The following is a 23465-nucleotide window of genomic DNA, read 5'->3' as shown; positions in this document are numbered from 1 at the left end:
CACAACACTATGTAAATTTAGTACAAAATACTAACGCTAAACTTTACGTTACATTACCTAGTTTAGCAACTTTAACCTATTAACAATTAAGTTAGTGGTTATCCGTTGCTAAGGTTAAGCAAAATATCTTTATTCGCATAGATTTGTTCACAAACCATACATATCGGTCCATATTTACAGGGTTATCGGCAATTTTTGTCGTTGCAATGTCTTTTGTTAATAACAAAGCATATGCGCAAGACCCTCAGTTTTCACAATATTATGCAGCACCACTTTACTTAAACCCTGCTCTCGCTGGGATTAATCAAAAGGGTAGAGCAGGAGTGAACTATCGTAATCAATGGCCGAATATTGATGCGAATTATGTGACTTACTCAGCATATGTTGATTATTTCTTTGAAGAACAATACAGTGCTTTAGGGCTGATTGTCAATAGAGATCAGGAAGGAATTGCTGGTTTACAATCCACTAATGTGGGATTGCAATATGCTTATCAGCTAAACTTGAATCACAACTGGACATTCAGACCAGGTGTAGAAGCAGCTTATTATTGGAGGGATATCAACTTCAGTGCACTGACATTTGGAGATCAGTTCGATGAAACCGGGCAAGTAAGACCAGTAACTGGTGAGGTATTCAACACTGGATTGAATAATCAATTTTTCGATTTGGCCTTAGGGGGCATTTTATACAGTGGCAACTTGTGGTTTGGTGCTGCCATGCATCATGTTTTAGAACCTAATCAGGCAGTTGCTGGAGGAGATGATCCTTTGTATAGAAAATTTTCACTTCATGGTGGATATAAGATTCCATTCTCTCAGTTAACCAATAAAGGTCGTCCCAACCCAAATCAGAAGGAACGCAGCATGACGCCTTCTATCAATTACAAGCAGCAAGGTGCCTTTAAGCAATTGGATCTAGGTGTTTACTTTACGCTAGAACCAATCTTGGTGGGATTCTGGTACCGAGGATTGCCTATCGATGGCTTTGATAACACGAAAAATAGTGAGTCTATCATCACTATGATAGGATTGAATGCAGGAAACACTACGTTTGGGTATAGTTTTGACTACACCATTTCTGATTTAGGTATTGGTAGTGGTGGAGCTCATGAGCTCTCTATCATCTATGCATTTAGTTTAGCAGATCCTAGAAAGCCTTCTCGTGAGGTGCGCGAGCTTCAATGCCCGGTGCCTTTCCTTTTTTAATTTCTCAATTCTCCCTAGTGTGCTTAATATTGTGAAATGAGCGAACAGACCATCTTCACAATTCTACTGGTTATCATAACAACGGATTTTGCTTTAGAAAGGATTCTTGGATTTTTGAATGCAAAGAATGCAAAGAAACCAATTCCTGAAGAATTGAAAGGTATTTACGACGAGGAGCAATATGCTAAATCTCAGGAATACAATCGGGTAACCACCCGGTTCGGAATTCTGACAGCTACTTTTTCATTTGTCTTACTTTTCGCAGCTCTTTATTTTGGCTGGTTTGGAATGTTAGATAAATGGGTGCGTGGTTTTTCACCTCTTGAGCCAGTGACCACACTGATATTCTTTGGAGTTTTATTTGTGATTTCAGATGTATTAGGCACTCCATTTGGTTGGTATCAAGCCTTTGTGATTGAAACTCGTTTTGGGTTCAACAAGATGACTCAAAAGACTTTCTGGTTAGATAAATTGAAAAGCTATGTACTGACTTTAATTGTGGGTGCAATTCTGCTTGGAGCTTTGATCTACTTGGTAATGTTTATGGGCAGTGATTTCTGGATTTATTTCTGGGGCATCATCACGGTTTTCATCTTGTTTATCAATGTCTTTTATACTTCGTTATTACTGCCATTATTCAATAAACTGACTCCAATGGAAGATGGTGAACTGAAACAAGCCATCGAAAGCTATAGCGAAAAAGTGAAATTTCCATTGAAGAATATCTTCGTCATGGATGGATCTAAAAGGTCCAGTAAAGGGAATGCATTTTTCTCAGGGCTAGGAAAGAATAAGAAGGTTGTGCTTTATGATACTTTGATTGAAAAACATACTACCGAAGAGCTCACAGCAGTTTTTGCTCATGAAGTAGGGCATTTCAAAAAGAAGCATATTATCTACGGAACGGTTATTAGCATCTTATCTGTAGGAGTGATGCTTTATGTGCTCTCCTTAATGATTTATAACAGTGAAGTGAGTTGGGCAATGGGAGGAGATATTACAGCACTTCACTTGAATATCCTTGCATTCGGAATTCTATACTCACCAGTCTCACGTATCCTAGGGATTTTTGGAAATATCTTCAGTAGAAAGAATGAATACGAAGCGGATGAATATGCTGTAACGACTTATTCAGGTGAGCCACTTATTGCAGGATTAAAGAAAATGAGTAGTGATCATCTGTCTAACCTGACACCTCATCCGGTATATGTGTTTGTGCATTATTCGCATCCACCATTGTTGCAACGCGTTCGAGCCATGCAGGATAAAATGAATTGATGAAACGAAGTTATCTGCTATATGGTGTAGTAGCAGGAGTGCTTTTAGTAGTGCTTCAGGCAGTTCAGTATAAGACTATGATTAGAGACATGCGTCTGGAACTGTATGCTGGAGTAATCGCAATTCTTTTTATGATAATTGGTGTGGTTGTAGGATTGCAGTTTGTCAAAAGAAAAAGTACCAACGCTGTAGATTCTACTAAAGCGAATCAACTCAACTTGAGCGAACGTGAATTGGAAGTGCTGCATTTGTTAGCTGATGGTTACAGCAATCAGGAAATAGCTGATAAGTTGTTCGTCTCTTTGAATACCATTAAAACTCATATCTCAAAACTTTACCAAAAGCTAAATGTGAGCAGAAGAACCCAGGCAGTTCAAAAAGCACGAGATTTGGCTATTTTGATTCCTCCGAAAGGGTGATTTGAGTGAAATCACCCGAAAGTATGAGTGATTTTTGTCTGATATTGACGTTCATTGAGCCATATTTAACAATTACTCAGACGACTTACTATTATGAAAAAGAATCTATTATATGCATTGAAATATGGAGCTATTGGAGGAGCAATTATTGTTTTTGGTTGGTATTTGGCTCATCAAGTGTTGTCCAATGAAGACGGTAGCTTTAATATGGAACGAAGTGAGATATTGGGCTATGCTGCCATGTTGCTTGCTTTCGTTGCTGTATTCATCGGGGTTAAAAATTACCGAGATAAGGAACTGAATGGCTCTATCTCTTTTGGAAAAGCTTATTTGATTGGAATGTACATCGTGTTGGTTACGACATTCATTTATGTAGCTGGTTGGATGATTTATTTTCCACTGTTCATTCCTGATTTTCCAGATCAGTTTATGGCTAGCCAATTGAAATCTTTAGAAGAAAGCGGCATGACCGGTGTTGAATTAGAAGCGAAAAGAGAAGAGATGGCCAGTTTTATGGATTGGTATAGACAGCCATTGAATATGATTGGGATGACTATTGTTGAGATCCTTCCAATCGGCTTAATCGTGGCGTTGATTTCGGCATTGGTTTGGAAGAAGAAATAAAAAAAAGGGCTGTCTCAAAAGATGTCATTTCGACTTTGGGGAAACCTTTTCCGTTACCTCAAAATGTCAAATAAAAATTCCTTTTGAGACAGCTTAATTCAGTTATTAAAACTCTACGATTTCAAATTCTGTTCTTCTGTTTTTGGCTTTCCCTTCCGCAGTACTATTGTCTGCAATTGGTTGGGTTTCGCCATAGCCTTTACTTCTGACTCGGTTTTCTTCAATGCCAGCTAAAACCATGTATTGTCGTACGGCATCAGCACGTGTTTGAGAAAGAGACAAGTTTAGCTCATCCGAACCAACATCATCTGTATGACCACCAATTTCAATCACCATGGTGTTGTTGTCTTTCAGTAAGTCAACAGCTTTGTTTAACTCCACATAGCTTATTGGTTTCAACTCTGCTCTACCGCTTTCAAAGAAGATGTTGTTCAAGACAACTTTAGTTCCTTTTTCTATCGGCTCTAGAGCAATGTTATTGATGATTTCCTGGTAGCTTGTATCGGCAGGAATTTCAAAACTCTGTGAGTAGAAGAAGAAGCCCTTGCTACTAGCGGATACGCTGTAATTTCTACCAGCAGGAAGTACAACCAGGTATTCACCACTCGACGAGTTGCTCTTATTCACACTGATCAATTCACCTGAGTTGATGTCTTCAATCAATACTACTGCACCAATTGGGGCCAGTGTTTTAGAGTTGGATACAATTCCTTGTACAACCACCGTTGGTTTAGGTTTCAGTTCATCAGGAAGCTCGATTTGGAAGATCTCGAAGTTGGACCCGTCTAGTCTTGAGGAGGAGAAGTATCCCATTCCTTCTGCAGAAATACTGAAGTTGGTGTCATCACCTCTTGAGTTGAGTGGAGCACCAAGGTTCTTCGGTGTTGACCACTTACCATTTTCAAAAATGCAGTAGAAAATATCCATTCCACCAAATCCGGGATGTCCATTACTAGCAAAGTATAAGGTTTTACCATCAGGAGCTAGGTACGGGCTATTTTCATTAAAAGGAGTGTTGACAATACCACCTAGGTTCTGAGGAATACCCCATTCGCCCAATTGATTCTTTTCTATCATGTAGATGTCAGATCCACCATAACCTCCTGCGCGTGCTGAGGTGTAGATGACTCTGTTTCCATCTGCACTGATAGTAGGTTGTGAGTCCCAATCATCAGAGTTGACCACATTACCCATGTTTACCGGTTTGGACCATTCTGTTCCTACCAGCTGGGTGATATAAAGGTCACAATTGCCAATGCCTTCTTCGGTATCACATTTTACGTAAACCATTACCTGACCATCACCTGTAAAGGCAGACCCAAAGTCATCTCCCATGGAGTTTAGTGGCTCTGGAAGCAATTTTGGAGCACTCCAGGCATTATTGACTAGAGAGGAGTAATATAAGTCTTCACCAAAGTCTGTTGGGTCATTGGCGTCTGGATTATCAAACCCACCTTTTCTAACACTGGTGAAATAAAGGCGAGTACCTGTAGGATTTACCTGCGGCATGTAATCACCTGATTTACTATTTAAGGTCGCTATAGGTTGAGGAGCAGTCATCGTTGGTTTAGCTGCTCTTACTTTTCTGCTTTCTACCGCATAGTTTAGCCGGTAAACCCCCTGATGGCGAGATGCCATGTTAATTGGCTTATCTTCTAATTTGGATAAGAACATGTTTGCAGCATTCTCTGCATCTTCCAAATTATCCAGTTCTGTCAAAGCTTTACAGGCTTCGTAATACATCCATGGATTGTAGTTTGGGTTAATTGTTTTAAGTCTACTCATTGAGTACACTACATTTTGATAGTCTTTGGCATAACCAAAGCTAATCCCCAGGTAGTACCAGGCATCCTGATAGTCGTTTTTCAGGTTAACAGCTTCTTTAAACTTATTAATTGCTTGCTGGAAATTGCCACGATTCAGTGCGCTCATTCCATCAGTGTAGGATTCTCGGGCATCCTGGGCACTAGCCCAAAATGAAAGGGTAATGAGAATCAGGAAAGTTACTGGTTGGATAATTTTCTTCATAAACTCAAAAATATGCTAGAAAGTAAAGAATTAATGCAAAATAAAAAAGCCCTGACGTATGGTCAGGGCTTCCAACTGATCTATCAAGTATTAATTAATCAATAAAGATAATCGAGAGCGATTTTATCATTGGCAGTGAATGGTCGGTCTCCTTCTGGACTTCCACAAGCTAGCATCCATGAATTGGCGTCTGGTCCTGTAGGTGTGCCCGGGATGTAGTTGTCCCCAACACCTCCATCGCCTTCATCATCTGCAGCGCCACCACAGCTGTAGCTTCTGTCCATGTAGTCTGTGTGTCTAAAACCAATGCAATGTCCCATCTCATGAGCAATAGTGGTTGCAAGTCCATTGATATTGCTTACACCATCGTAATAGGCACGTGTCATCAGGATTTGATTGTGAGGGTCACCGGACGCAGTAGGGAATCCAGCAGATCCCAAAATGCCAAACCAATAGTAGTACCATGGTGATGCTGTGATGGTAATGTCTGCGGAACCTGAGCTAGTTACCCTTTGGAAGGTTAGGTTTAGACCCTCTGAGTTATATCTGCTTATAGCTATATCTGTAGCATCCAGATATTTTTGAGGCATGTTCACATAAACATTGATAGTTCGCGGTGAGCCAGAAACTAAATTGTCAGTAGAATAATGTTCTTCAACTGCAAGGTCTTTTCCTGGTTGCATTTGCTTTAACTCTTCGACAGAGATGGCAATGTCTCCTTCAATGAACAGCATACCATCGTGCATTTTGACTTCATTGGAATTAAATCCCAATGCATCAATTTGATCCAGGATTTCTTTGGGAACATCTTGTAGCTCTGGAGTAACTACATCATTTTGCTCCTGACAAGCAAATGAAATTGCTAATACTGCTGCAAGTAGTGCAGTCTGCTTTAATTTGAATTTAATCATAGTTAACGAAATTAGGTTTTTTCTAATTTACATTAATCTAACAAAAACGTCAAGTGTTACTTTAATTTATCGATGAGCTGTGTGGACATGCCAGCTTTGAATGGGTGAGAACTAGTGGCTGCTAATTCTGTAGGAGTGTGTTCTCCGCCATAAACTTTCATTTTGGCCTTTTTGTCTGCTCCTTTTTCTATCAATAGCTCTACTATTTCCAGTAGGTTGTCTGGAACAACTTGACGTTCTGTTTCTAGACCATTGCTTGCACAGTAATGTAGTAGCGTTGCGTGATGTGGGTAATTGGAAGCTAAGTTGACTATTTCGGGCGATTCAGTGAGGACATGTTCCAAGGTATTGATATCACCTCGAAGGAGATTGTCTACTGCAAGCTCAAAACGATTATTCAGATAGAGATTTGAGTTGATGACTTCTTCCCAATTTAGAAAGCCATGAATTCTACTAATAGTAAGCTTTGCATCGTCTTCTGAAAATGGAGTGTCAAATATCTGTCTTGCTGGTTTGCCAATTAGACCTGGGTGCCAGCAGGTGATTTCAATTACAGCACCAGGGTGTTTGGTTTGATGACCATGATGCAATATTTCGGCTTTTTCCGAAAGGAATTGCAATACATTCAATGCAGAATTAACCTCTTTGTATAGATCAATAACAGAAGCTACTTCTTCGGAAATGTATATATCTGACATTTCCTTAAGTTCGCGATTATTTAGTTAGTAATCAATTATTTACCATCCTGATTTTAGTCCCTTCTCAATGGCCTGATGGTATTTGTCTTTGTCAAACTTGTATAGGATTGGAGCCTTGTGAGCACCTCCTTTTCTGCGTTCGTCAGTTTGAATCAAAATATCGTATGCCAGCATTTTTCTACGGAAGTTTCTTCGATCCAATTCTTTTTCCAATAAGGTTTCATACAAAGCCTGAAGTTCCGGCATGGTGAATTTTTCTGGTAGTAGATTGATTCCGATTGGTTGATAAATTAGTTGTGTTTTGAGAGTCTGGTGAGCTTTATGAATGATTTCCGAGTGATCTAGTATAAGATCTGGTAACTCGGTAAGTGGGAGCCATTCACATTTATCAGAAATATTATCAGGAGTGGGCTCTTGTACATTGGCGAATTCTACCAATGCATAGTAACCTACGGTGATGAACCGTTGTTGAAACCATTCTTTCATGTCAGGCTCTATGACACCTTTCTTGACCAGTTTGTCAACATAGGCTTGATTATTTCTGGAAACATTGCCAAACAAATGGAATTGGTGAAGGAATATGTCCTTTAGTCCAGTTCTACGTTGCAATATATTAATGGCTTCTTTGTCTACATCTTCCTTAATGTTCACAAATCCACCAGGCAATGCCCATTTGTCCATCTGCTTCATTTTAAGCATTAGGACCTTCAGCTCATTTTCATGAAAGCCAAATATTACACAGTCTACTGATAATCCCGGATGCAGGTTAGTTGTCTCACTCACGGTTCCACCTTTTCGGGCAAAGTTGGTAAAATTTTCGATTAATTAATTATGTTTGTGTCAATACGACACAATGAATCTGATGATGAAACAATTTTTTTACCCCTTAGCTGCCTTGTCCCTAATGGTAGCGTGTAGTAGTCCTGAGAAAGCTCCAGACTACAAAGACCTTAACAATAATGGCAAAATGGATTTGTATGAAGATCCATCTGCTTCTTTGGATGATCGTGCGGCTGATGCGGTATCTAAAATGACTCTCGAGGAAAAAGTTGATTTAGTAGTGGGAGTTGGGATGAATCTGAGCATGCCTGATATGCCAATTGGAGCCATAAAAGAAAAAGTGGCAGGTGCGGCAGGTAGTACACATGCTATTCCTTCGCTGGGAATACCTTCTATCGTTTTGGCGGATGGGCCTGCGGGTCTGCGAATTTCTCCGACAAGAGATTCTACCGATCAGACCTTTTACTGCACCGCTTTTCCTATTGAGACTTTAATTGCAAGTTCATGGGATGTAGAGCTGGCAGAAAGCATTGGCAAAGCAATGGGTAATGAAGTGAAAGAATATGGAGTTGATATCTTGCTTGCTCCGGCGCAAAACATTCATAGAAACCCATTAGCTGGAAGAAACTTTGAGTACCTGTCAGAAGACCCAATTTTGAGTGGTAAGATGGCTGCTGCTTTGGTGAATGGCGTTGAGTCCAATGGAGTAGGTACTTCAGTTAAGCACTTTGCAGCGAATAATCAAGAAACGAATAGGATGCTTGTTGATGCCATCATCGGTGAGCGTGCATTGAGAGAAATTTACCTAAGGGGCTTTGAGATTACAGTAAAAGAATCACAGCCATGGACCATCATGAGTGCCTATAATAAAGTGAATGGTACTTATGCTTCGGAGAACAAAGATTTGTTGACAACCATCCTTCGTGATGACTGGGGTTTTGAAGGGTTGGTTATGACAGATTGGTTTGCAGGAAAAGATCCTGTAGCGCAAATGGTGGCTGGAAATGATCTGTTGATGCCTGGCACTCCTAATCAAACTACAGCAATTCTGGAAGCAGTGAAAAAAGGAGAATTGGCAGAATCAGTACTTGATATCAATGCAGCGAGAATTATCAAAATCATTTTACAATCACCTGTGTTTTTTGATTACCCATATTCGGACAAGCCTAACCTGGAAGCGAATGCTAAAATTGCTAGAGCAGCTGCGGCAGAAGGAATCGTTTTGCTTAAAAATGATGAAATATTGCCAATTAAGAATCAAAAAAATATTGCAGCATTTGGTGTTGGTTCGTATGAGTTTATAGCTGGAGGTACAGGTAGTGGAGATGTGAATGAGGCATACACTGTTTCACTAGTAGAAGGTCTTGCAAATGCCAATTATACTGTAGATGAAGAATTAGCTTCCGAGTACAAAACATACATTGAAGAAGAAAAAGCAAAACAACCAGAGAAGCGTTTCTTCTTTGAATTATTGCCTCCAATTGCAGAAAGACCTTTAACATCTTCTCAAGTATTAGCTCAGGCCAAAGAAAGTGATATTGCTTTCATCACTCTCGGTAGAAATTCTGGGGAATTTCAGGACAGACAATTATCTGGAGATTTTTACCTGACAGAAGCAGAGCAAGACATGATTTCTAAGGTGTCCGAAGCTTTCCATTCACAAAACAAGAAAGTAGTGGTTATGCTGAACATCGGTAATGTGATAGAGACAGCTTCCTGGAAGGATAAAGTGGATGCTATTGTGCTCGCATGGCAAGGAGGACAAGAAGCAGGTAATGCTTTGACAGATGTGCTTATAGGAAAGGTAAATCCGTCAGGAAAAATTCCAACAACATTCCCAGTTACCTATGAAGATGTGAAGAGCGGGGAGAACTTCCCTGGTGAGAATTTGCCAGACTCCGAGGAAGTAATGATGGGACCAATCTCTATGGGATTCCCTTCCAAAGTGACTTATGAAGAAGGTATTTATGTTGGATACCGGTATTTTAGCACTTTTGACATTGCAACTTCCTATCCATTCGGTTTTGGACAGTCATACACCGATTTCGAATATGGAAATGCTTCTTTGAGCAGCTCCACATTTGATGGTAAAGAATTTACTGTTTCTGTTGACGTGAAAAACGTTGGCGATGTAGCTGGTAAAGAAATCGTGCAAGTTTATGTGACAGCTCCTGATGGAGGGTTGTTAGATAAACCAGCATTGGAGCTAAAAGCGTTTGATAAAACAGGATTATTGAAGGCTGGTGCTAGTGAAGCATTGACACTGACTTTGTCTGCGAAAACGCTCGCTTCATTCGATACGGAGAGATCCGCATGGATTGTAGAACCAGGTACTTATCAGGTGAAAATTGGTGCTTCAAGCGAGGATATTCGCGAAGTACAATCATTTGAAGTGTCTGAAGAGTTGGTGGTAGAAACTGTGAATAAAGCTTTGGTCTCGGATGTTGCAATAGATGAGTTAACCTCTAAATAATCTATTGATGAAAAACTTACTGAGTTTAGTTCTACTAATGGTTGCTACGTTCTCGCTTACAGCGCAAAAGCTGAACGAATACACTCTTGAAGAAAATGTGTTGTGGGCAAGTCCTGGGGATTTTGATTTAACCATGGACATTTACACACCTGACACGGGCAAGGATTCCTATCCGGTATTGATCATTTTTCATGGTGGTGGCTGGTTGATCAACAACAAATCCATCATGAATGATATGTCCAAATATGTCGTTGAACATGGTGAATATGTTGTTTGTAATGTGAATTACCGATTGCTAGGTGATCAACACAATACAGTAACTATGAACGAGATTGTGGAGGATGCTTTAGGTGCTGTACTTTGGGTGCAGAACAATATTGAAAAACATAAAGGCAATCCGAATAAGGTGGCCGTAACTGGAGACAGTGCTGGTGGTCATCTTGCTGAAATGGTTTTAATCGGAGGTTACAACCTAAGTGATACAGGCTTTGATCAGGCTCCATATGGATTTAAGCCAACTTATTTACCAGAAGGAGTCACTTGTAAAAGTTTGATGAAACAAGGCGGCGTCCAGGTGCAAAGCGCTGTGATTAGTTATGGAGCGTTTGATATTTATGCGAGTGCCAAAGGAGGTTTTGAAAGTGCTGGTAATATTTTCTGGCAATTAGGAGGAGCACAACCACGTAGCATTTTTGGAGGGGTGATTACTCCAGCGAATAATCCTGGTTTCTACAAAATTGTTAGCCCAATCCATAACATTCCATTATCGTACGAACGAAACCTTCCGCCTCAACTATTCACTGTTGGGAGTAATGATAATTTGACTACTCCAGAGTCGGTAAAAGAATATATGGAAAGGCTGAAAGAGGCTGGTCATAAAGTAGAATATTGGGTTCATGAAGGGCGTCCACATGCTTTTATGGACTCAGGAAGTAATGATTTTTTGAAAATTAGCTGGGAAGCTGATGGAGTGCCTGCAATGGGGCAGGTAATGGCATTTCTAGAGAAGACACTTTATTAAGTTTGGTTAGATTGTTGTTTAGGAGATAAGGCCCGTTTCGGGCCTTTTCTTTTTTCTAAAATTCGGTGGCTATATTGCACACTCAATTTTTTAGCTATGAGATCAACCTTACTGTCACTTCTAAGTGTATTAATCATTATGTCTTCATGTTCATCTAATAAAGAACAGAGTACTTCTGAAAGTACTTCACCTTCAACGTTGGATCTATTGGTGGGAACATACACGGGAGATGGCAGTGATGGTATCTATCAGTTGCAATTCGATCCTACAACTGGAGAGCTTAGCGACAGGGTTTTGTTGGCAACAAGTTCCAATCCTTCATTTCTGGCTGTTGGAGATAGCTCAAAGTATATTTTCAGTGTAAGTGAAGACGAGGAGGGAAGTATCTCTTCGTGGAAACGGAATGAGCAGGGAAAGTTAGATTTGATCAATTCGGTATCTACTTATGGAAAACATCCTTGTTTTATCGATGCGAATTCAGGGCTGGTTGCAGTAGCTAATTATAGTTCAGGTAATGGTGGGATTTATACCATTGGCACTAATGGACAATTATCAAAAGGCTTTAGTGAGTTTCAGCATTATGGTTCGAGTGCCAATGCTGAGCGACAAGGAGAGCCTCATGCTCATTTTTCCCAATTCTCAAAAGACGGAAGGTTCTTGTATGTAATTGATTTGGGTATTGATCAGGTATTGGCTTATCCAGTGAATAATAATCGATTAGGAGGAGCTGCAACTGCGTTAGTGGCTGAAGCTGGAGATGGTCCAAGACATCTAGAGTTTCATCCTACAAAGGATTTAGTATTCATAGTAACGGAATTGAATAGTATGATTATGTCTGCTTCAGTGGATAAAGAAACGGGTAAGTTCTCATTGATAGACCGGAAGAGTACATTGCCTGAAGGTTTTACGGATGCGAGTTACTGTGCCGATATTCATGTGAGCCCTGATGGTAAGTTTGTTTATGTATCCAACAGAGGGGATCAGAGTATTGCTATTTTCAAAATTCAGGAAGACGGAAATTTGGAGCTACTAGGTACAGAAAATGTTCGCGGAGATTGGCCAAGGAATTTCACCATCTCACCTGATGGCGCATTCTTGTTAGTAGCTAACCAAAACTCAGACAATATCACGGTGTTTAAGCGTGATGCTGAAACAGGATTGCTGGAATATACAGGCAATGAGTTCAAGATGTCTCACCCTGTATGTTTGAAATTCTGATAGGCTCAAAGCCAAAACATAATAGCTGCAAGTAAGCCTCCAAAAAGAGTGCTTAGAAGGAATACTGCTTCACTGTATTGTGTGTTTCTTTTGTTTTGGGATATCATCTGATCTCTGATGGCTATCAGTAGCTCTGGGCTCGCTTGTTTGAAGGTGAGTATTGTTCTGGTTTTGCTTTCACCCAGGTAAGCCTCTCTATCGAAGTTGTTGAACTTACCTGCTTCACTTGCTTTTAAAAGAGATCTGTTAAGCTGTGTGGTCTTAACCATGTCTCGTAAGTATCCTGCGCTTATCATAATACTTATATAATCGAAAATGACGGCTAAAGGATGTCCGAAATCGGCTGAAAATGGTCTTGATGAAGACTGATATTCGTCAGTTGATATTAGAACTTCACGAGTAGCATGATGGCCATACAAATGATTGCTGCTGTAGTTGCTGCAATGATGATGATGCGCTTCTTTCTTGCGGTTTCAGCATTTTGAAGATTCATCTTTTCTTGAATGTCTGCTAATATTTCTGGTGAAGCTTCTTTGAAAGCGGGTGTTTTGCTATTCTTTGGAAGGGCATAGGATGCATGATCAAAACTTCCATAAGTTCCACTTGCTTTTTTTAATAGTGACCGGTTGTTATTGGTTGTTTTAACCATGTCATGAACTAAACCTCCTGATCCTGCCATTGTCTTAAAGTTTAGCTACAAGAATAAATATTAGGCATGCACATGCCACTGCTGAACTAATCAGGAGTATGTTTCTCTTGATTTTAGCAATCCTTTCATTTTCAGCGAGAAGATTTAGCCGGATTGCGGCTAGCATTTCTGGGGATGCTTTTTTGAAGGAAGGAATGATTCGATTCTTCTTCTTCACCTGATAGGACTTAGTGTCAAAGTTCTTGAAGACAGCATCATCCGGACCTTTTAGCAAAGATCTGTTGTCTTTGCTAGAAGCGATCATATTCCGTATGAAACCAGCACCCATCATCATACTATTATTAATCGTAAAACCGCAGTTAAAGGTTGCCAAACGGTAATGGATGAAATACTTCTGTACAGCAGCTGATTTTAGTCATTGGCGCATAGTTCGCTCTAAGAGTGCTTTGCAGCATGGAGAATAAATTCTATCAAATACCCGAACATTTGAGGCCCAAGAATGAAGGGACTGACGAGTTGTTTACAAATGGTTTCATGGAGAAACTTACTCGCACGCATATTTCCATTCCGGTGACCATGCACTCTATCATTGTGATTACGTTTTGTTATTTCGCATTTCGGCAAGTAGCATGGCAAACTGTAATCGGACTGTTCTTTGCTGGATGGCTTACCTGGACATTAGCAGAATATTGGGTGCACCGATATGTCTATCATGTGCATACAGAGAAGAAGTGGCTGTTGAAAATCCAGCACATGGGACATGGTATCCACCACCAATATCCTAAAGATCCAACCAGATTGGCAATGCCGCCTGTTCCAGCACTTTTGCTATTGTCATTGTTTTACGGCTTGTTTTGGTTAGCACTTGGGAACCTGGCTATTGCCTTCTTCCCAGGATTCGTGTTTGGTTATTTGCTTTACATTTCCATACACTATGCACAGCATCGTTTCAAAACACCTAAGTTTTTTATGTTCAAAAGGCTATGGAAATACCACGCAATGCATCACTATAAATATCCTGAGGACAAGGCATTTGGTGTGAGTACTTTGCTTTGGGATGTGGTTTTTGGGACGTTACCAAAAGAGAATTAAAACTCGATAAATTTTTCTGCTTGCTCTTTTAGCAGCTGCATGTACAGGTTGTTGGTGATTTGGAAATCACCATCTATATGAGCTTCTATGCGTGCTAGTTTTGGTTTAAGAGCAAGCACATTCATGCCGCAGTAATTAAAGATGTCAGTTAAGTGGCTTAAGGCTAATCCACCACCTTGCACTCCAGAAGAGAGGCCAACTAAAGCACATTTCTTGTTTTTGAATGTGTTGGGATATTCCAATCCGTCGATGAAGGTCTTCAATACTCCCGGGAAAGAACCATTGTATTCTGGTACTATGAACACATATTTTTGAGCTTGACTCATATGAGTACTGAATGTGTTGAACTGTTCATTCTTTCCTGAATTTTCATACAATGCTGAAAAGGCAAAATCAGCTGGAAGATCATTCAAATTGAGAATTTCACTTTCTGCACCCAAATCAGCCAGCACCTGTTGGTAGAGGAGGCTTATTTGATATGAAAGCGCGTCATTCCTGTTCGTAGAACATACAATGGTTATCATAGCTCAAAATTAGAAGAATGAATGGTAGATAAAAATATCAATCCGGTGAACTCTTTAGTGGGCTGAATGTTTTCCAAGTTGTTATTAATCACAAAATCAAACAAATTGCAAACCACTAACAGGAATATGGATAACCTACAAGGCAAAGTTGCTATAGTAACCGGTGTAAGTAAAGGAATTGGACTTGAAGTAGCTAAACTTCTTCTGGAAGAAGGAGTGAAAGTAGCAGGATGGAGCAGAAGCCAGCCGGAGTTAATTCACGATGATTTTTATTTCATTGAGACGAATGTAGCAGATTTAGATTCTGTAGAGAGTGCTTATAAAGAGACTGTCAATCGATTCGGAGATGATGTTCAATTTTTGATCAACAACGCTGGTTACGGTGTTGCTGGAGCAATTGACGAGTTGAATATCGAAGACTGGAAAGGAATGTTTGATGTGAACGTGCATGGCTTGATGTATTGCACCAGGGCTGTTGTTCCTCAGATGAAGAAAATGGATCAGGGGCACATTGTCAATGTAAGTTCTATCGCAGGATTGAATCCCGTGAAAAACATGTCTGGCTATGCGGCTACAAAGCATGCTGTGACAGGTTTTGGGCACTCATTGTTTATGGAGCTAAGAGACTGGGGAATCAAAGTGACCAACGTTTATCCAGGAAGTGTGAAGACTAATTTCTTCGATGATATCGACGGATATGATGCTCATGACAATATGATGCGCCCTCAGGACGTTGCTAAGTCGATAATTGATCTTCTAAATACACATCCTAACTATCTTCCTGTAGATTTGGAGATCAGACCACTAAGACCTAAAGGGAAGTAATGCATATGTCCGTATCAATCCAGCAGCTAACTAAAGTTTTTGGAGAGCAAACTGCCGTGAATGGAATCTCCTTCGAAGCATCTGAAGGAATGATCACTGGTTTTCTCGGGCCAAATGGCGCCGGGAAGTCAACTACCATGAAAATGGCCACTGGGTACATTCGCCCAACTTCAGGTAAAATTTTAGTTGATGGAATTGATGTGGAGGAAAATCCCATTGCAGCAAAGCGGATTATAGGTTATTTGCCTGAGCATAATCCGCTTTACCTGGACATGTACGTGCGCGAATTTTTAGGATTCGTGGCAAGTGCCTATAGCCTGAAAAATGCCAAAAAGCGTGTGGAGGAGATGATTGAGCTCGTTGGATTAGAAAGAGAGCGAAGCAAAAGATTGTCAGCTCTTTCTAAGGGATATCGTCAGCGCGTTGGTTTGGCCAAATCATTGATTCATGATCCTAAGGTGTTGATTTTGGATGAACCTACTTCTGGTTTGGACCCAAATCAGATATTAGAAATACGTCAGGTCATTAAGAATATCAGTGCTGACAAGACAGTTATTCTTTCTACCCATATCATGCAGGAAGTGGAGGCGATTTGTGATCATGTAGTGATCATCGATCGTGGCAATATGGTTGTGAATGACGAGCTGTCAAAGCTCAAAGAAGGTCTGGGCAATACTTCCGGAATTATCATGGAGTTTGAAAAGCCTGTGAATAATGCAGTGTTCGCAGAAGCCGGTTTCGAATTGAAAGATTACGGTAAGAATGCCTACTTAATAGAATCTGATCGTTCGGATCTGAGAGCAGAACTTTTGCGAATTACCTCTGAGCACGACTTGCCATTGAGCAGTTTGACCAAAGCTCAGAACTCTTTAGAAGAAATATTTCACCGACTAACCCAGGGGAAAGCATCATGATAAGCATCTTCATTAAAGAAGTCAACGAATTTCTAAACTCGCTGATTGCTTATGTGGTGATCGGGGTGTTTTTGATTGGTATTGGATTACTCATGTGGGTGTTTCCAGATACCAATATTCTGGATTATGGCTATGCTTCATTGGAGCCACTATTCAGTTTTGGACCGTATGTGTTCATGTTTTTGATTCCAGCCATCACGATGAAGTCATTTGCTGAAGAGCGACGTACTGGAACAATCGAATTGTTGCAAACCTTACCGTTTAGAGATTCTCAAATCATTTTAGGTAAGTTTTTCGCAGGGTTCTTTCTGGTACTATTCTCGGTGATTCCAACTTTGGTATACTACTTCTCAGTGAGCAGTTTAGGAAATCCTGTTGGCAATCTGGATACTCCGGGAATCATTGGTTCATACATTGGTTTGGTGCTTCTTGGAGGTGTCTTTACTTCTATTGGTATCCTTTCATCAGCTTTGACAGGAAATCAGATAGTGTCGTTCATTCTGGCAGCATTTCTATCCTTCTTTTTCTATACCGGAATTGATTCTATGGCCTCAATCAACGTTTGGGCTGATTGGTCTTATTACATCTCGGAGTTCGGAATTATGGCACACTATTCATCTATCAGTAGAGGATTGTTGGATTTGGTCGATATTGTGTATTTCGTGAGCCTTATCGCCATTATGTTATTATTGACTCAACTTATAATCGGATCAAGAAAATGAGTCAGACAAATCATAAAATAGCGTTGTTGCTTCGATTCGGTATTGGTCTGATGATTATTTGGTTGGCTTTTCAGGTAGCCAATCGCTTCCAGTTTAGACTGGATATGACCGAAGAAAAACGTTACAGCATTTCCGATGCTACCAAGAACCTATTAGGAAGACTGGAAGGTGATGTGGTTATTGAGGTATACTTGGCGGGGGAGTTGCCATCCAATTTTATTCGTTTCCAAAAAGGCATTCGAGAGACGCTAGAAGAGTTCGCTATTTACAGCACGGGTAGTTTTGATGTTCGTTTTGTAGATCCCACACAAGCACAAAGTACGCAAGCTAGAAATCAATTCTTCCAGGGGTTGATCAATCAGGGAATTCAACCGACCAACCTGAACTTCTCAAAAGATGGACAGAACACGCAGAAAATGATTTTCCCGGGTGCTATTGTAACCTATCAAGGTAGAGAATTAGCAGTCAACTTGTTGAAAGGAAGTAGGGCAGGTAATCCGGATGAGATTATCAACCAATCCATAGAAGGGTTGGAATATGAATTTGCCAATACGATTCAGCAATTAGCAAGCTCAGGAAGAAAGCGTATCGGATTGGTAACAGGACACGACGAGCCAGACTCTACATTGCTAGGTGGTTTGACCAATTTGGTACTGTCAAAATACGATCTATTCAAGGTAAACCTGCCTGAAAAATCAACGCCGTTGGTTGGATATGATTTGCTTTTGATCACTAAGCCAAGTGCAGAGTTTACAGACGATGAGAAATTCCTACTAGATCAGTACGTAATGAAAGGAGGTCGATTGGCTTTCTTCATGGATGTGCTGAGCATTAATATTGATAGTGCATTAATGAGCAGTTCGGTGGCTATTCCGGTGAAGACGAACCTGGAGGATTTGCTATTCAAGTATGGTATCCGAATTAATCAGAATTATGTTGCTGATTTAAATGCAGGGCAGCTTCCGGTAATCACTGGTAATATTGGAGATCAAGCACAAATCACTATGTTGGATTGGCCGTATTTTCCAGTAATAACCAATTACGGTACTCATCCTGTGGTTCGAAATATGGATGCCGTCATGTTGAAAATGGCCTCATCTATTGATACGGTTAAAGCGCCTGGTGTGAACAAATATCCTTTATTCTCAAGTTCAGCTAATTCTAAAGTAATTGGATACCCTGTGGAAGTTAGCTTGAACGATCTCCGAGGCACACTACGTCCTGAAGCTTTTCAAGCGGGACCTCAGGTGATGGGCTATTTGTTGGAAGGGAACTTTACTTCGCTCTATAAAAATAGATTTGCTCCACCTGCTTTCCGAAATGTGGATAAAATAGATGATGGAGCTAAGAGTAAGATTGTGGTGATTGCTGATGGTAACATTATTACCAATGAATTGAACCCTGAAAACGGACAGCCTTTGCCACTCGGTACGATGCCTTACAGTCAGAGCTCCTACGGAAATGAAAACCTGGTCAAGAACATCATTGATTACCTGGTGGATGAAGATGGTTTGATTCAAACCAGATCCAAGGAAGTGAAGATTCGTCCTTTGAATAAGGTGAAGGTAAGAGCAGAAAAAGTGCAATGGCAGATCATTAACATCGTGATACCTATAGTGTTGCTAATTCTGTTTGGTCTGGTAAAAGTCTATTTGAGAAAACGATCTAATAAGTTCTGATATGAAAGGGAAGAATAAGAAGTTATTGGGGGTATTCGTTTTGCTATTAATTTCCAACCTCATTTTTTTATTTGTAGGAGGGAAGTCGTCAGGAGTGTCTTTCAATGAGCAAAAGTTTGCCTTAATGGACACGGCGGGAGTTTCTTTTATCAAATTGAACGACATCAAATTATCCAGAGGACCTCAAGGACAATGGTTGGTTGATGAAGAATATGCAGTGGATCCAAACCTTGATCGTCTATTGTTTTCCATATTGAATCGAGTGAGAGTTCAGAAGCCTGTTGAGATCCCACAAGAAGAGGGAATTAAGGTTGAGATTTCTGGTGATCAACCGATGACTTATCATGTTTGGGGTAACCCAACTAAAACGAGAACTTACTTTTCCATGGACGGAGATGATGAAGTTTATCAAGTTCAAATTCCTGGATACAATGAGTATGTCGGAGGTATTTTTGAATTGAAGAAAGACCAATGGAGAGATCGTTTGGTGTTGAATGAAAGTTGGAGAACTATTCAGAATTTGCAATTGGATTACCTTGATGAGGGCAAGAAAGACATCAATATCAAATTTGATAAAGATTTTTTCCTGGTTGAAGGTGTTCAGCAATTGGATTCTAATGCAGTAGTAGAGTATTTGAATCAATTTCAGTACTTCCAGGCCAATGAATGGGTGAGTAAAGGGCGATTTGAACAATATGATAGTCTGTCTACCAAGCCTGTATTGGCTAAATTGACTATTGAGTCGATTAATTACGATCTGCCGATAATGCTTGAGATCTATCCAAAACTTCCTGGAGATAGGATTTATTTGGTAATGACTTATGACGAATCCATGTTTGTAGTGGATGATCGACGCATGTCACAAATCCTTTTACAAAATAAAGATTTTGAGATTGAAGACTGAGTTTGAAGTATGCCTTTAAATCTCAAATTTTGTTCTTAAATTTGACGCCCAATTGAAATCTCGAACGAATGAAATTTATAGTATCATCATCCTATCTACTTAAGCAGCTTTCAGCGATCAATGGTGTGATCACTACCAATCCGGTTGTGCCTATCCTTGAAAACTTCTTGTTTGAAATTAGCGATGGTACCTTGACTATCACTGCTTCAGACTTGCAGACAAGTATGATTACTGAGCTAGAAGTGGAAGCAAAGGAGGATGGAAGTATTGCTATTCCAGCTAAGATCTTATTGGAAACTTTGAGAAACTTGCCAGAGCAACCAGTTACTTTCTCTATTGATGCAGATACTTACAGCATCGAGATCAATTCGGATAATGGTCGATACAAGCTATCAGGAGAGAATGCTACGGACTTCCCTAAGATACCAACAGTGTCTGATGGATATTCTGTAAACATGTCTTCTGGAGTACTTGCTCAGGCAATTAATAGCACCATCTATGCTACCAGTAATGATGAGCTAAGACCAGCAATGACTGGTGTTTACATTAAATTAGATGAGACTAATACTACATTCGTTGCTACAGATAGTCACAGATTGATCAGATACAGAAGAGTGGATATCGCTTCAGATATGTCTCACAGTATGATCATTCCAAGAAAAGCATTGACACTTTTAAAAGCGACATTGCCTTCTGAAAATACCAATGTGAATTTGGAGTTCAATGCATCGAATGCATTCTTCAGTTTCAATAATGTAAAAATGATTTGTCGTTTGATTGATGAGCGTTTCCCAGATTACGAGAACGTAATTCCTTCAGATAATGAAAATACTATGAATATCAACAAAGCAGAGTTGTTGAGTTCATTAAAGCGTATCGCTATTTATGCGAACAAAACAACTCACCAGGTAAGGTTGAAAATTACTGGTAGCGAGTTGATGATTTCTGCAGAAGATTTAGATTTCTCAAACGAAGCAAATGAGAGACTTTCTTGTGAGCACGATGGAGAGGATATCGAAATCGGATTCAATGCTAAGTTCTTGATCGAGATGTTGAACAATCTTGACGCGAAAGAAATTACGTTGAAACTTAATGCTCCTAACAGAGCAGGTATCTTGTTCCCAGTTGAGAAAGATGAAAATGAAGATATCCTTCTATTGGTAATGCCAGTAATGTTGAATAATTACGTGTAATAGAAGTCCACTGAAAGAATTGAAAGCCGATTGAAAAATCGGCTTTTTTTATCATTGAAATCATCAGGAGCTACGTTTTGAGATGAGACCTTTACCCGCTACGACAGAGAATTTGAGGATTTGGTTGAGTCTGTAGGGGTTCCACTGAAAGAATTCAAAAGTAATGTTTGATTGACGAACAAGTACTGATAGTGCCTGATAAGTGACTGTATGCTAGTCATGGAAAAGTAACAAAAATGACAGACTAGGGTAAGAAAAAGTGCGCATTGAACTCAAGTTTAAGTTGGTTTTATGAGGTCATTAAAAGCAACTCAGTGTTTTTGGGGAAGATAGGAAAGAAAAAAGTGTAAGCATTAGATGAAATAACTCAGTTGTCCGATAAAAATGGAGAGTAAATAGTTCAATCGGATTGTTCGAAAGACGCACTGCGTTGAGACCTCTATCTGAAAGCAGATTAATGTTAGTAAAAGGAATCAAGTACAATACTTCAATGTAAACTCAAGTGAAAGCAATGCTTCATGATTTATTATAGGCCTTCTGCTGATTCCGAGTTGATGATGATTATTACTACTTATATTATTGCTTTAAAGAGGAATAGCTGTGATGTATGCTTGGCTTTTAAAGGATAAAAAGGGCTTGTTGTGAACAAGGAGCAGATTGAGCAACACTATATTTGGATGTTGTTGGGATAAAGGGCGTTCAGTGCGTTAAATATACCTCAAGACTTCATACGCCTCATGAGGCCTGTATCATCTGATAATTGAAGGCCTTATCTAGATTGGACTATGAACACTACTTGTTTTTCAACACGTATTTAGTAATAATTATTGATTTCTCTAGTCTTTATAATTAGTTGGTTAATATCTAATTTTATGTATTCAGATTGTAAAAGCTGTTTGGGAGAAGTTTCTGAAGCGTATGGTCAACTAAAGATCTCTGACATAAATCACGGCTTCTTCACTTAAAGTGTTTGAGATGATGATGTAAAGACATATGTGTACTTAATATCAAAAGGCCGTCTCAAATATAATTGAAACGGCCTTTGTTTCATTAATTATCTAGATTGAAGAATAAATTATTCTTCTTCAATCCATTCATAGACGGCTACAGCGGCCTCAACAGTTTTTTCTCCTACCCATTCGGCAGCAGCAATTAGCCACCCTACTCCTCCATTTACTTGGCTAAGTTCTTCAGTACTTAATTTTTCAAAGTTTTCCATAGAATTATTATTAGTTATACCGTTAAGATAAAGGATAATTTTTAAAAACCGCAAGCTACAATGATTTGAAAGTATTGATTATGTTTCTAAGATATCGAATTTTTCGGCCATAGATTAAATCAATTAGGTAATTCAAGAAAATCCCAAGAAGTATTATAATTGAAATTGCCACACTATTCTCTGTCAACCATAGTATAAGGGGAATTGAATCCTTGAAATATTGTTGAACTGTACTTATTAAAAAACTAAGCCAGAGTACGACCTTATAATGAAGAACAAAGAACCTTAAGTAGCCATATAACTTTTTAAGGCTTGTTCGCACATCATCTTCAAAGCTAAAGTTCTTTATCTGACGAATTAAAAATTGATAGTAAAATAGATAGACGAGAGTAATTATTACAGCTAAACCTCCCCATATATATTGTTTGTCCCGAATCAAAAGGAAATAAGTGAAGACAGGAATAGCTGCCACATTGATCCAAAACTCAATAGTCAAGATTACCCTGATCCAAAAAAGAGTACCCTTAGATCTTTTGCTGATCGTTTGGTCTACATCTATGTCAGGGCTTAAATCGTATGATTTCCCTTTCTCCCAAAGCGCTATGATGTCAATATCTTCAGCCATTGATCATTGTCTTCAGTTTATCTTTTAATCGATTTACTTTCACTCCTACATTAGAAACAGTCATACCAAGGATTTCGCTAATCTCCTGGTAACTTTTTTTCTCTAGATAAAGCACTATTATCGCTCTATCACTTTCGTTTAACTGTTTGATAGCCTTATAAAGCAGGTCAATTTGTTCTTTTTCTGTATGGTCAATCTGATCCTCAATATCTAAAGATTTGATAGGCTCAGTATCGATTTTTTTCTTTCGGTTGATGGCCAAACAGACATTTAAGGTAACTCGATATACCCAAGTGGATATTTTAGAGTTACCCTGAAACTTTTGATGTGATTTCCAAAGTTGGATGGTCACCTCTTGTATCAAATCCTTCAATTCTTCATTGTCAGACGCATAAGCACGGCAGATATGGGAAATGATTCCCATATTTTCCGTCACGAATGACTTAAAGAACAGGTTAGAC

The 23465-nt window shown here is 39.5% G+C and carries 25 protein-coding genes; 14 read left to right on the top strand and 11 right to left on the bottom strand.

The window, feature by feature from the left end; genetic code table 11:
* Positions 1 to 143: 143 nt before the first annotated feature.
* The 4 genes from NXS00_RS07245 (at position 144) to NXS00_RS07230 (ending at position 3529) form a co-directional block, all read left to right on the top strand.
* Positions 144 to 1208 (top strand): PorP/SprF family type IX secretion system membrane protein, encoded by a 1065-nt coding sequence (locus NXS00_RS07245; protein WP_258098487.1) that lies wholly within the window; start codon positions 144 to 146, stop codon positions 1206 to 1208.
* A gap of 36 nt (positions 1209 to 1244) precedes the next feature.
* On the top strand, positions 1245 to 2486 hold the full coding sequence (locus tag NXS00_RS07240; RefSeq protein WP_258098486.1) for a M48 family metallopeptidase: 1242 nt from the start codon (positions 1245 to 1247) through the stop codon (positions 2484 to 2486).
* Entirely contained in the window at positions 2486 to 2905 is a 420-nt protein-coding gene (locus NXS00_RS07235) for a LuxR C-terminal-related transcriptional regulator (protein WP_258098485.1), read from the top strand. The genes NXS00_RS07240 and NXS00_RS07235 overlap by 1 nt, the downstream gene beginning before the upstream one ends.
* A 93-nt stretch (positions 2906 to 2998) precedes the next feature.
* Positions 2999 to 3529, top strand: a complete 531-nt coding sequence (locus tag NXS00_RS07230) for a DUF4199 domain-containing protein (protein ID WP_258098484.1) — start codon at positions 2999 to 3001, stop codon at positions 3527 to 3529.
* Between the two features lie 105 nt (positions 3530 to 3634).
* Here the strand turns inward: NXS00_RS07230 and NXS00_RS07225 are convergent, their stop codons facing one another.
* From NXS00_RS07225 to NXS00_RS07210, 4 genes are all read right to left on the bottom strand, one after another.
* Positions 3635 to 5557: an OmpA family protein gene (locus NXS00_RS07225; RefSeq protein WP_258098483.1), complete on the bottom strand. Its 1923-nt coding sequence runs from the start codon at positions 5555 to 5557 to the stop codon at positions 3635 to 3637.
* 98 nt (positions 5558 to 5655) lie between these two features.
* Positions 5656 to 6468: a M57 family metalloprotease gene (locus tag NXS00_RS07220; protein WP_258098482.1), complete on the bottom strand. Its 813-nt coding sequence runs from the start codon at positions 6466 to 6468 to the stop codon at positions 5656 to 5658.
* Between the two features lie 56 nt (positions 6469 to 6524).
* Positions 6525 to 7166 carry a hypothetical protein gene (locus NXS00_RS07215; protein ID WP_258098481.1) on the bottom strand — a complete coding sequence of 214 codons (642 nt, stop codon included), beginning with the start codon at positions 7164 to 7166 and terminating at the stop codon, positions 6525 to 6527.
* 39 nt (positions 7167 to 7205) lie between these two features.
* Complete coding sequence (locus NXS00_RS07210; RefSeq protein ID WP_258098480.1) at positions 7206 to 7949, bottom strand: NUDIX hydrolase; 744 nt, start codon at positions 7947 to 7949, stop codon at positions 7206 to 7208.
* A 79-nt stretch (positions 7950 to 8028) separates the two neighbouring features.
* On the opposite strand from NXS00_RS07210, the gene NXS00_RS07205 reads away from it, so the two are divergent.
* The 3 genes from NXS00_RS07205 (at position 8029) to NXS00_RS07195 (ending at position 12658) form a co-directional block, all read left to right on the top strand.
* Positions 8029 to 10419: a glycoside hydrolase family 3 C-terminal domain-containing protein gene (locus tag NXS00_RS07205; protein ID WP_258098479.1), complete on the top strand. Its 2391-nt coding sequence runs from the start codon at positions 8029 to 8031 to the stop codon at positions 10417 to 10419.
* A gap of 7 nt (positions 10420 to 10426) precedes the next feature.
* Entirely contained in the window at positions 10427 to 11440 is a 1014-nt protein-coding gene (locus NXS00_RS07200) for an alpha/beta hydrolase (RefSeq protein WP_258098478.1), read from the top strand.
* A 96-nt stretch (positions 11441 to 11536) separates the two neighbouring features.
* The gene (locus NXS00_RS07195) at positions 11537 to 12658 is read left to right on the top strand and encodes a lactonase family protein (RefSeq protein ID WP_258098477.1); all 1122 of its coding nucleotides are present in this window, start codon (positions 11537 to 11539) and stop codon (positions 12656 to 12658) included.
* A 5-nt stretch (positions 12659 to 12663) separates the two neighbouring features.
* Here NXS00_RS07195 and NXS00_RS07190 read toward each other — a convergent pair whose 3' ends face one another.
* The 3 genes from NXS00_RS07190 to NXS00_RS07180 all read right to left on the bottom strand — a co-directional run bounded on the left by NXS00_RS07190 (position 12664) and on the right by NXS00_RS07180 (position 13680).
* Positions 12664 to 12954 carry a hypothetical protein gene (locus NXS00_RS07190; protein ID WP_258098476.1) on the bottom strand — a complete coding sequence of 97 codons (291 nt, stop codon included), beginning with the start codon at positions 12952 to 12954 and terminating at the stop codon, positions 12664 to 12666.
* A gap of 89 nt (positions 12955 to 13043) precedes the next feature.
* The gene (locus NXS00_RS07185; RefSeq protein ID WP_258098475.1) at positions 13044 to 13337 is read right to left on the bottom strand and encodes a hypothetical protein; all 294 of its coding nucleotides are present in this window, start codon (positions 13335 to 13337) and stop codon (positions 13044 to 13046) included.
* Between the two features lie 4 nt (positions 13338 to 13341).
* On the bottom strand, positions 13342 to 13680 hold the full coding sequence (locus tag NXS00_RS07180) for a hypothetical protein (protein ID WP_258098474.1): 339 nt from the start codon (positions 13678 to 13680) through the stop codon (positions 13342 to 13344).
* A gap of 161 nt (positions 13681 to 13841) precedes the next feature.
* On the opposite strand from NXS00_RS07180, the gene NXS00_RS07175 reads away from it, so the two are divergent.
* On the top strand, positions 13842 to 14399 hold the full coding sequence (locus tag NXS00_RS07175; RefSeq protein WP_258098473.1) for a sterol desaturase family protein: 558 nt from the start codon (positions 13842 to 13844) through the stop codon (positions 14397 to 14399).
* Here the strand turns inward: NXS00_RS07175 and NXS00_RS07170 are convergent.
* Complete coding sequence (locus NXS00_RS07170) at positions 14396 to 14923, bottom strand: NADPH-dependent FMN reductase (RefSeq protein WP_258098472.1); 528 nt, start codon at positions 14921 to 14923, stop codon at positions 14396 to 14398. The two genes, NXS00_RS07175 and NXS00_RS07170, sit on opposite strands and share 4 nt — an antisense overlap.
* Positions 14924 to 15049: 126 nt before the next feature.
* On the opposite strand from NXS00_RS07170, the gene NXS00_RS07165 reads away from it, so the two are divergent.
* The 6 genes from NXS00_RS07165 to dnaN all read left to right on the top strand — a co-directional run bounded on the left by NXS00_RS07165 (position 15050) and on the right by dnaN (position 21160).
* Complete coding sequence (locus tag NXS00_RS07165) at positions 15050 to 15748, top strand: SDR family oxidoreductase (protein WP_258098471.1); 699 nt, start codon at positions 15050 to 15052, stop codon at positions 15746 to 15748.
* A 5-nt stretch (positions 15749 to 15753) separates the two neighbouring features.
* Positions 15754 to 16662, top strand: a complete 909-nt coding sequence (gene gldA / locus NXS00_RS07160) for a gliding motility-associated ABC transporter ATP-binding subunit GldA (protein WP_258098470.1) — start codon at positions 15754 to 15756, stop codon at positions 16660 to 16662.
* Positions 16659 to 17384, top strand: coding sequence for a gliding motility-associated ABC transporter permease subunit GldF (gene gldF, locus NXS00_RS07155; protein WP_258098469.1), 726 nt, complete (start codon positions 16659 to 16661; stop codon positions 17382 to 17384). The genes gldA and gldF overlap by 4 nt, the downstream gene beginning before the upstream one ends.
* The gene (gene gldG / locus NXS00_RS07150) at positions 17381 to 19063 is read left to right on the top strand and encodes a gliding motility-associated ABC transporter substrate-binding protein GldG (RefSeq protein ID WP_258098468.1); all 1683 of its coding nucleotides are present in this window, start codon (positions 17381 to 17383) and stop codon (positions 19061 to 19063) included. The genes gldF and gldG overlap by 4 nt, the downstream gene beginning before the upstream one ends.
* Before the next feature lies 1 nt (position 19064).
* A complete protein-coding gene (locus NXS00_RS07145) occupies positions 19065 to 19967 on the top strand; it encodes a DUF4340 domain-containing protein (protein WP_258098467.1) in 903 nt (300 codons plus the stop codon).
* A gap of 68 nt (positions 19968 to 20035) precedes the next feature.
* Positions 20036 to 21160, top strand: a complete 1125-nt coding sequence (gene dnaN / locus NXS00_RS07140) for a DNA polymerase III subunit beta (RefSeq protein WP_258098466.1) — start codon at positions 20036 to 20038, stop codon at positions 21158 to 21160.
* Positions 21161 to 22235: 1075 nt separating this feature from the next.
* Here the strand turns inward: dnaN and NXS00_RS07135 are convergent.
* The 3 genes from NXS00_RS07135 to NXS00_RS07125 are packed head-to-tail and all read right to left on the bottom strand — an operon-like array spanning position 22236 to position 23440.
* The gene (locus NXS00_RS07135; protein WP_258098465.1) at positions 22236 to 22379 is read right to left on the bottom strand and encodes a bacteriocin class II family protein; all 144 of its coding nucleotides are present in this window, start codon (positions 22377 to 22379) and stop codon (positions 22236 to 22238) included.
* A gap of 55 nt (positions 22380 to 22434) precedes the next feature.
* Entirely contained in the window at positions 22435 to 23004 is a 570-nt protein-coding gene (locus tag NXS00_RS07130; RefSeq protein ID WP_258098464.1) for a hypothetical protein, read from the bottom strand.
* Positions 22997 to 23440 carry an RNA polymerase sigma factor gene (locus tag NXS00_RS07125; RefSeq protein WP_258098911.1) on the bottom strand — a complete coding sequence of 148 codons (444 nt, stop codon included), beginning with the start codon at positions 23438 to 23440 and terminating at the stop codon, positions 22997 to 22999. Before NXS00_RS07125 ends, NXS00_RS07130 begins: the two co-directional genes overlap by 8 nt.
* Between the last annotated feature and the right edge of the window lie 25 nt (positions 23441 to 23465).

This window comes from Marinoscillum pacificum (assembly GCF_024714495.1).
GTDB lineage: Bacteria > Bacteroidota > Bacteroidia > Cytophagales > Cyclobacteriaceae > Marinoscillum > Marinoscillum pacificum.
Note: the sequence above shows the minus strand (reverse complement) of the source record. Positions and strands in the feature narration are given on the sequence as shown.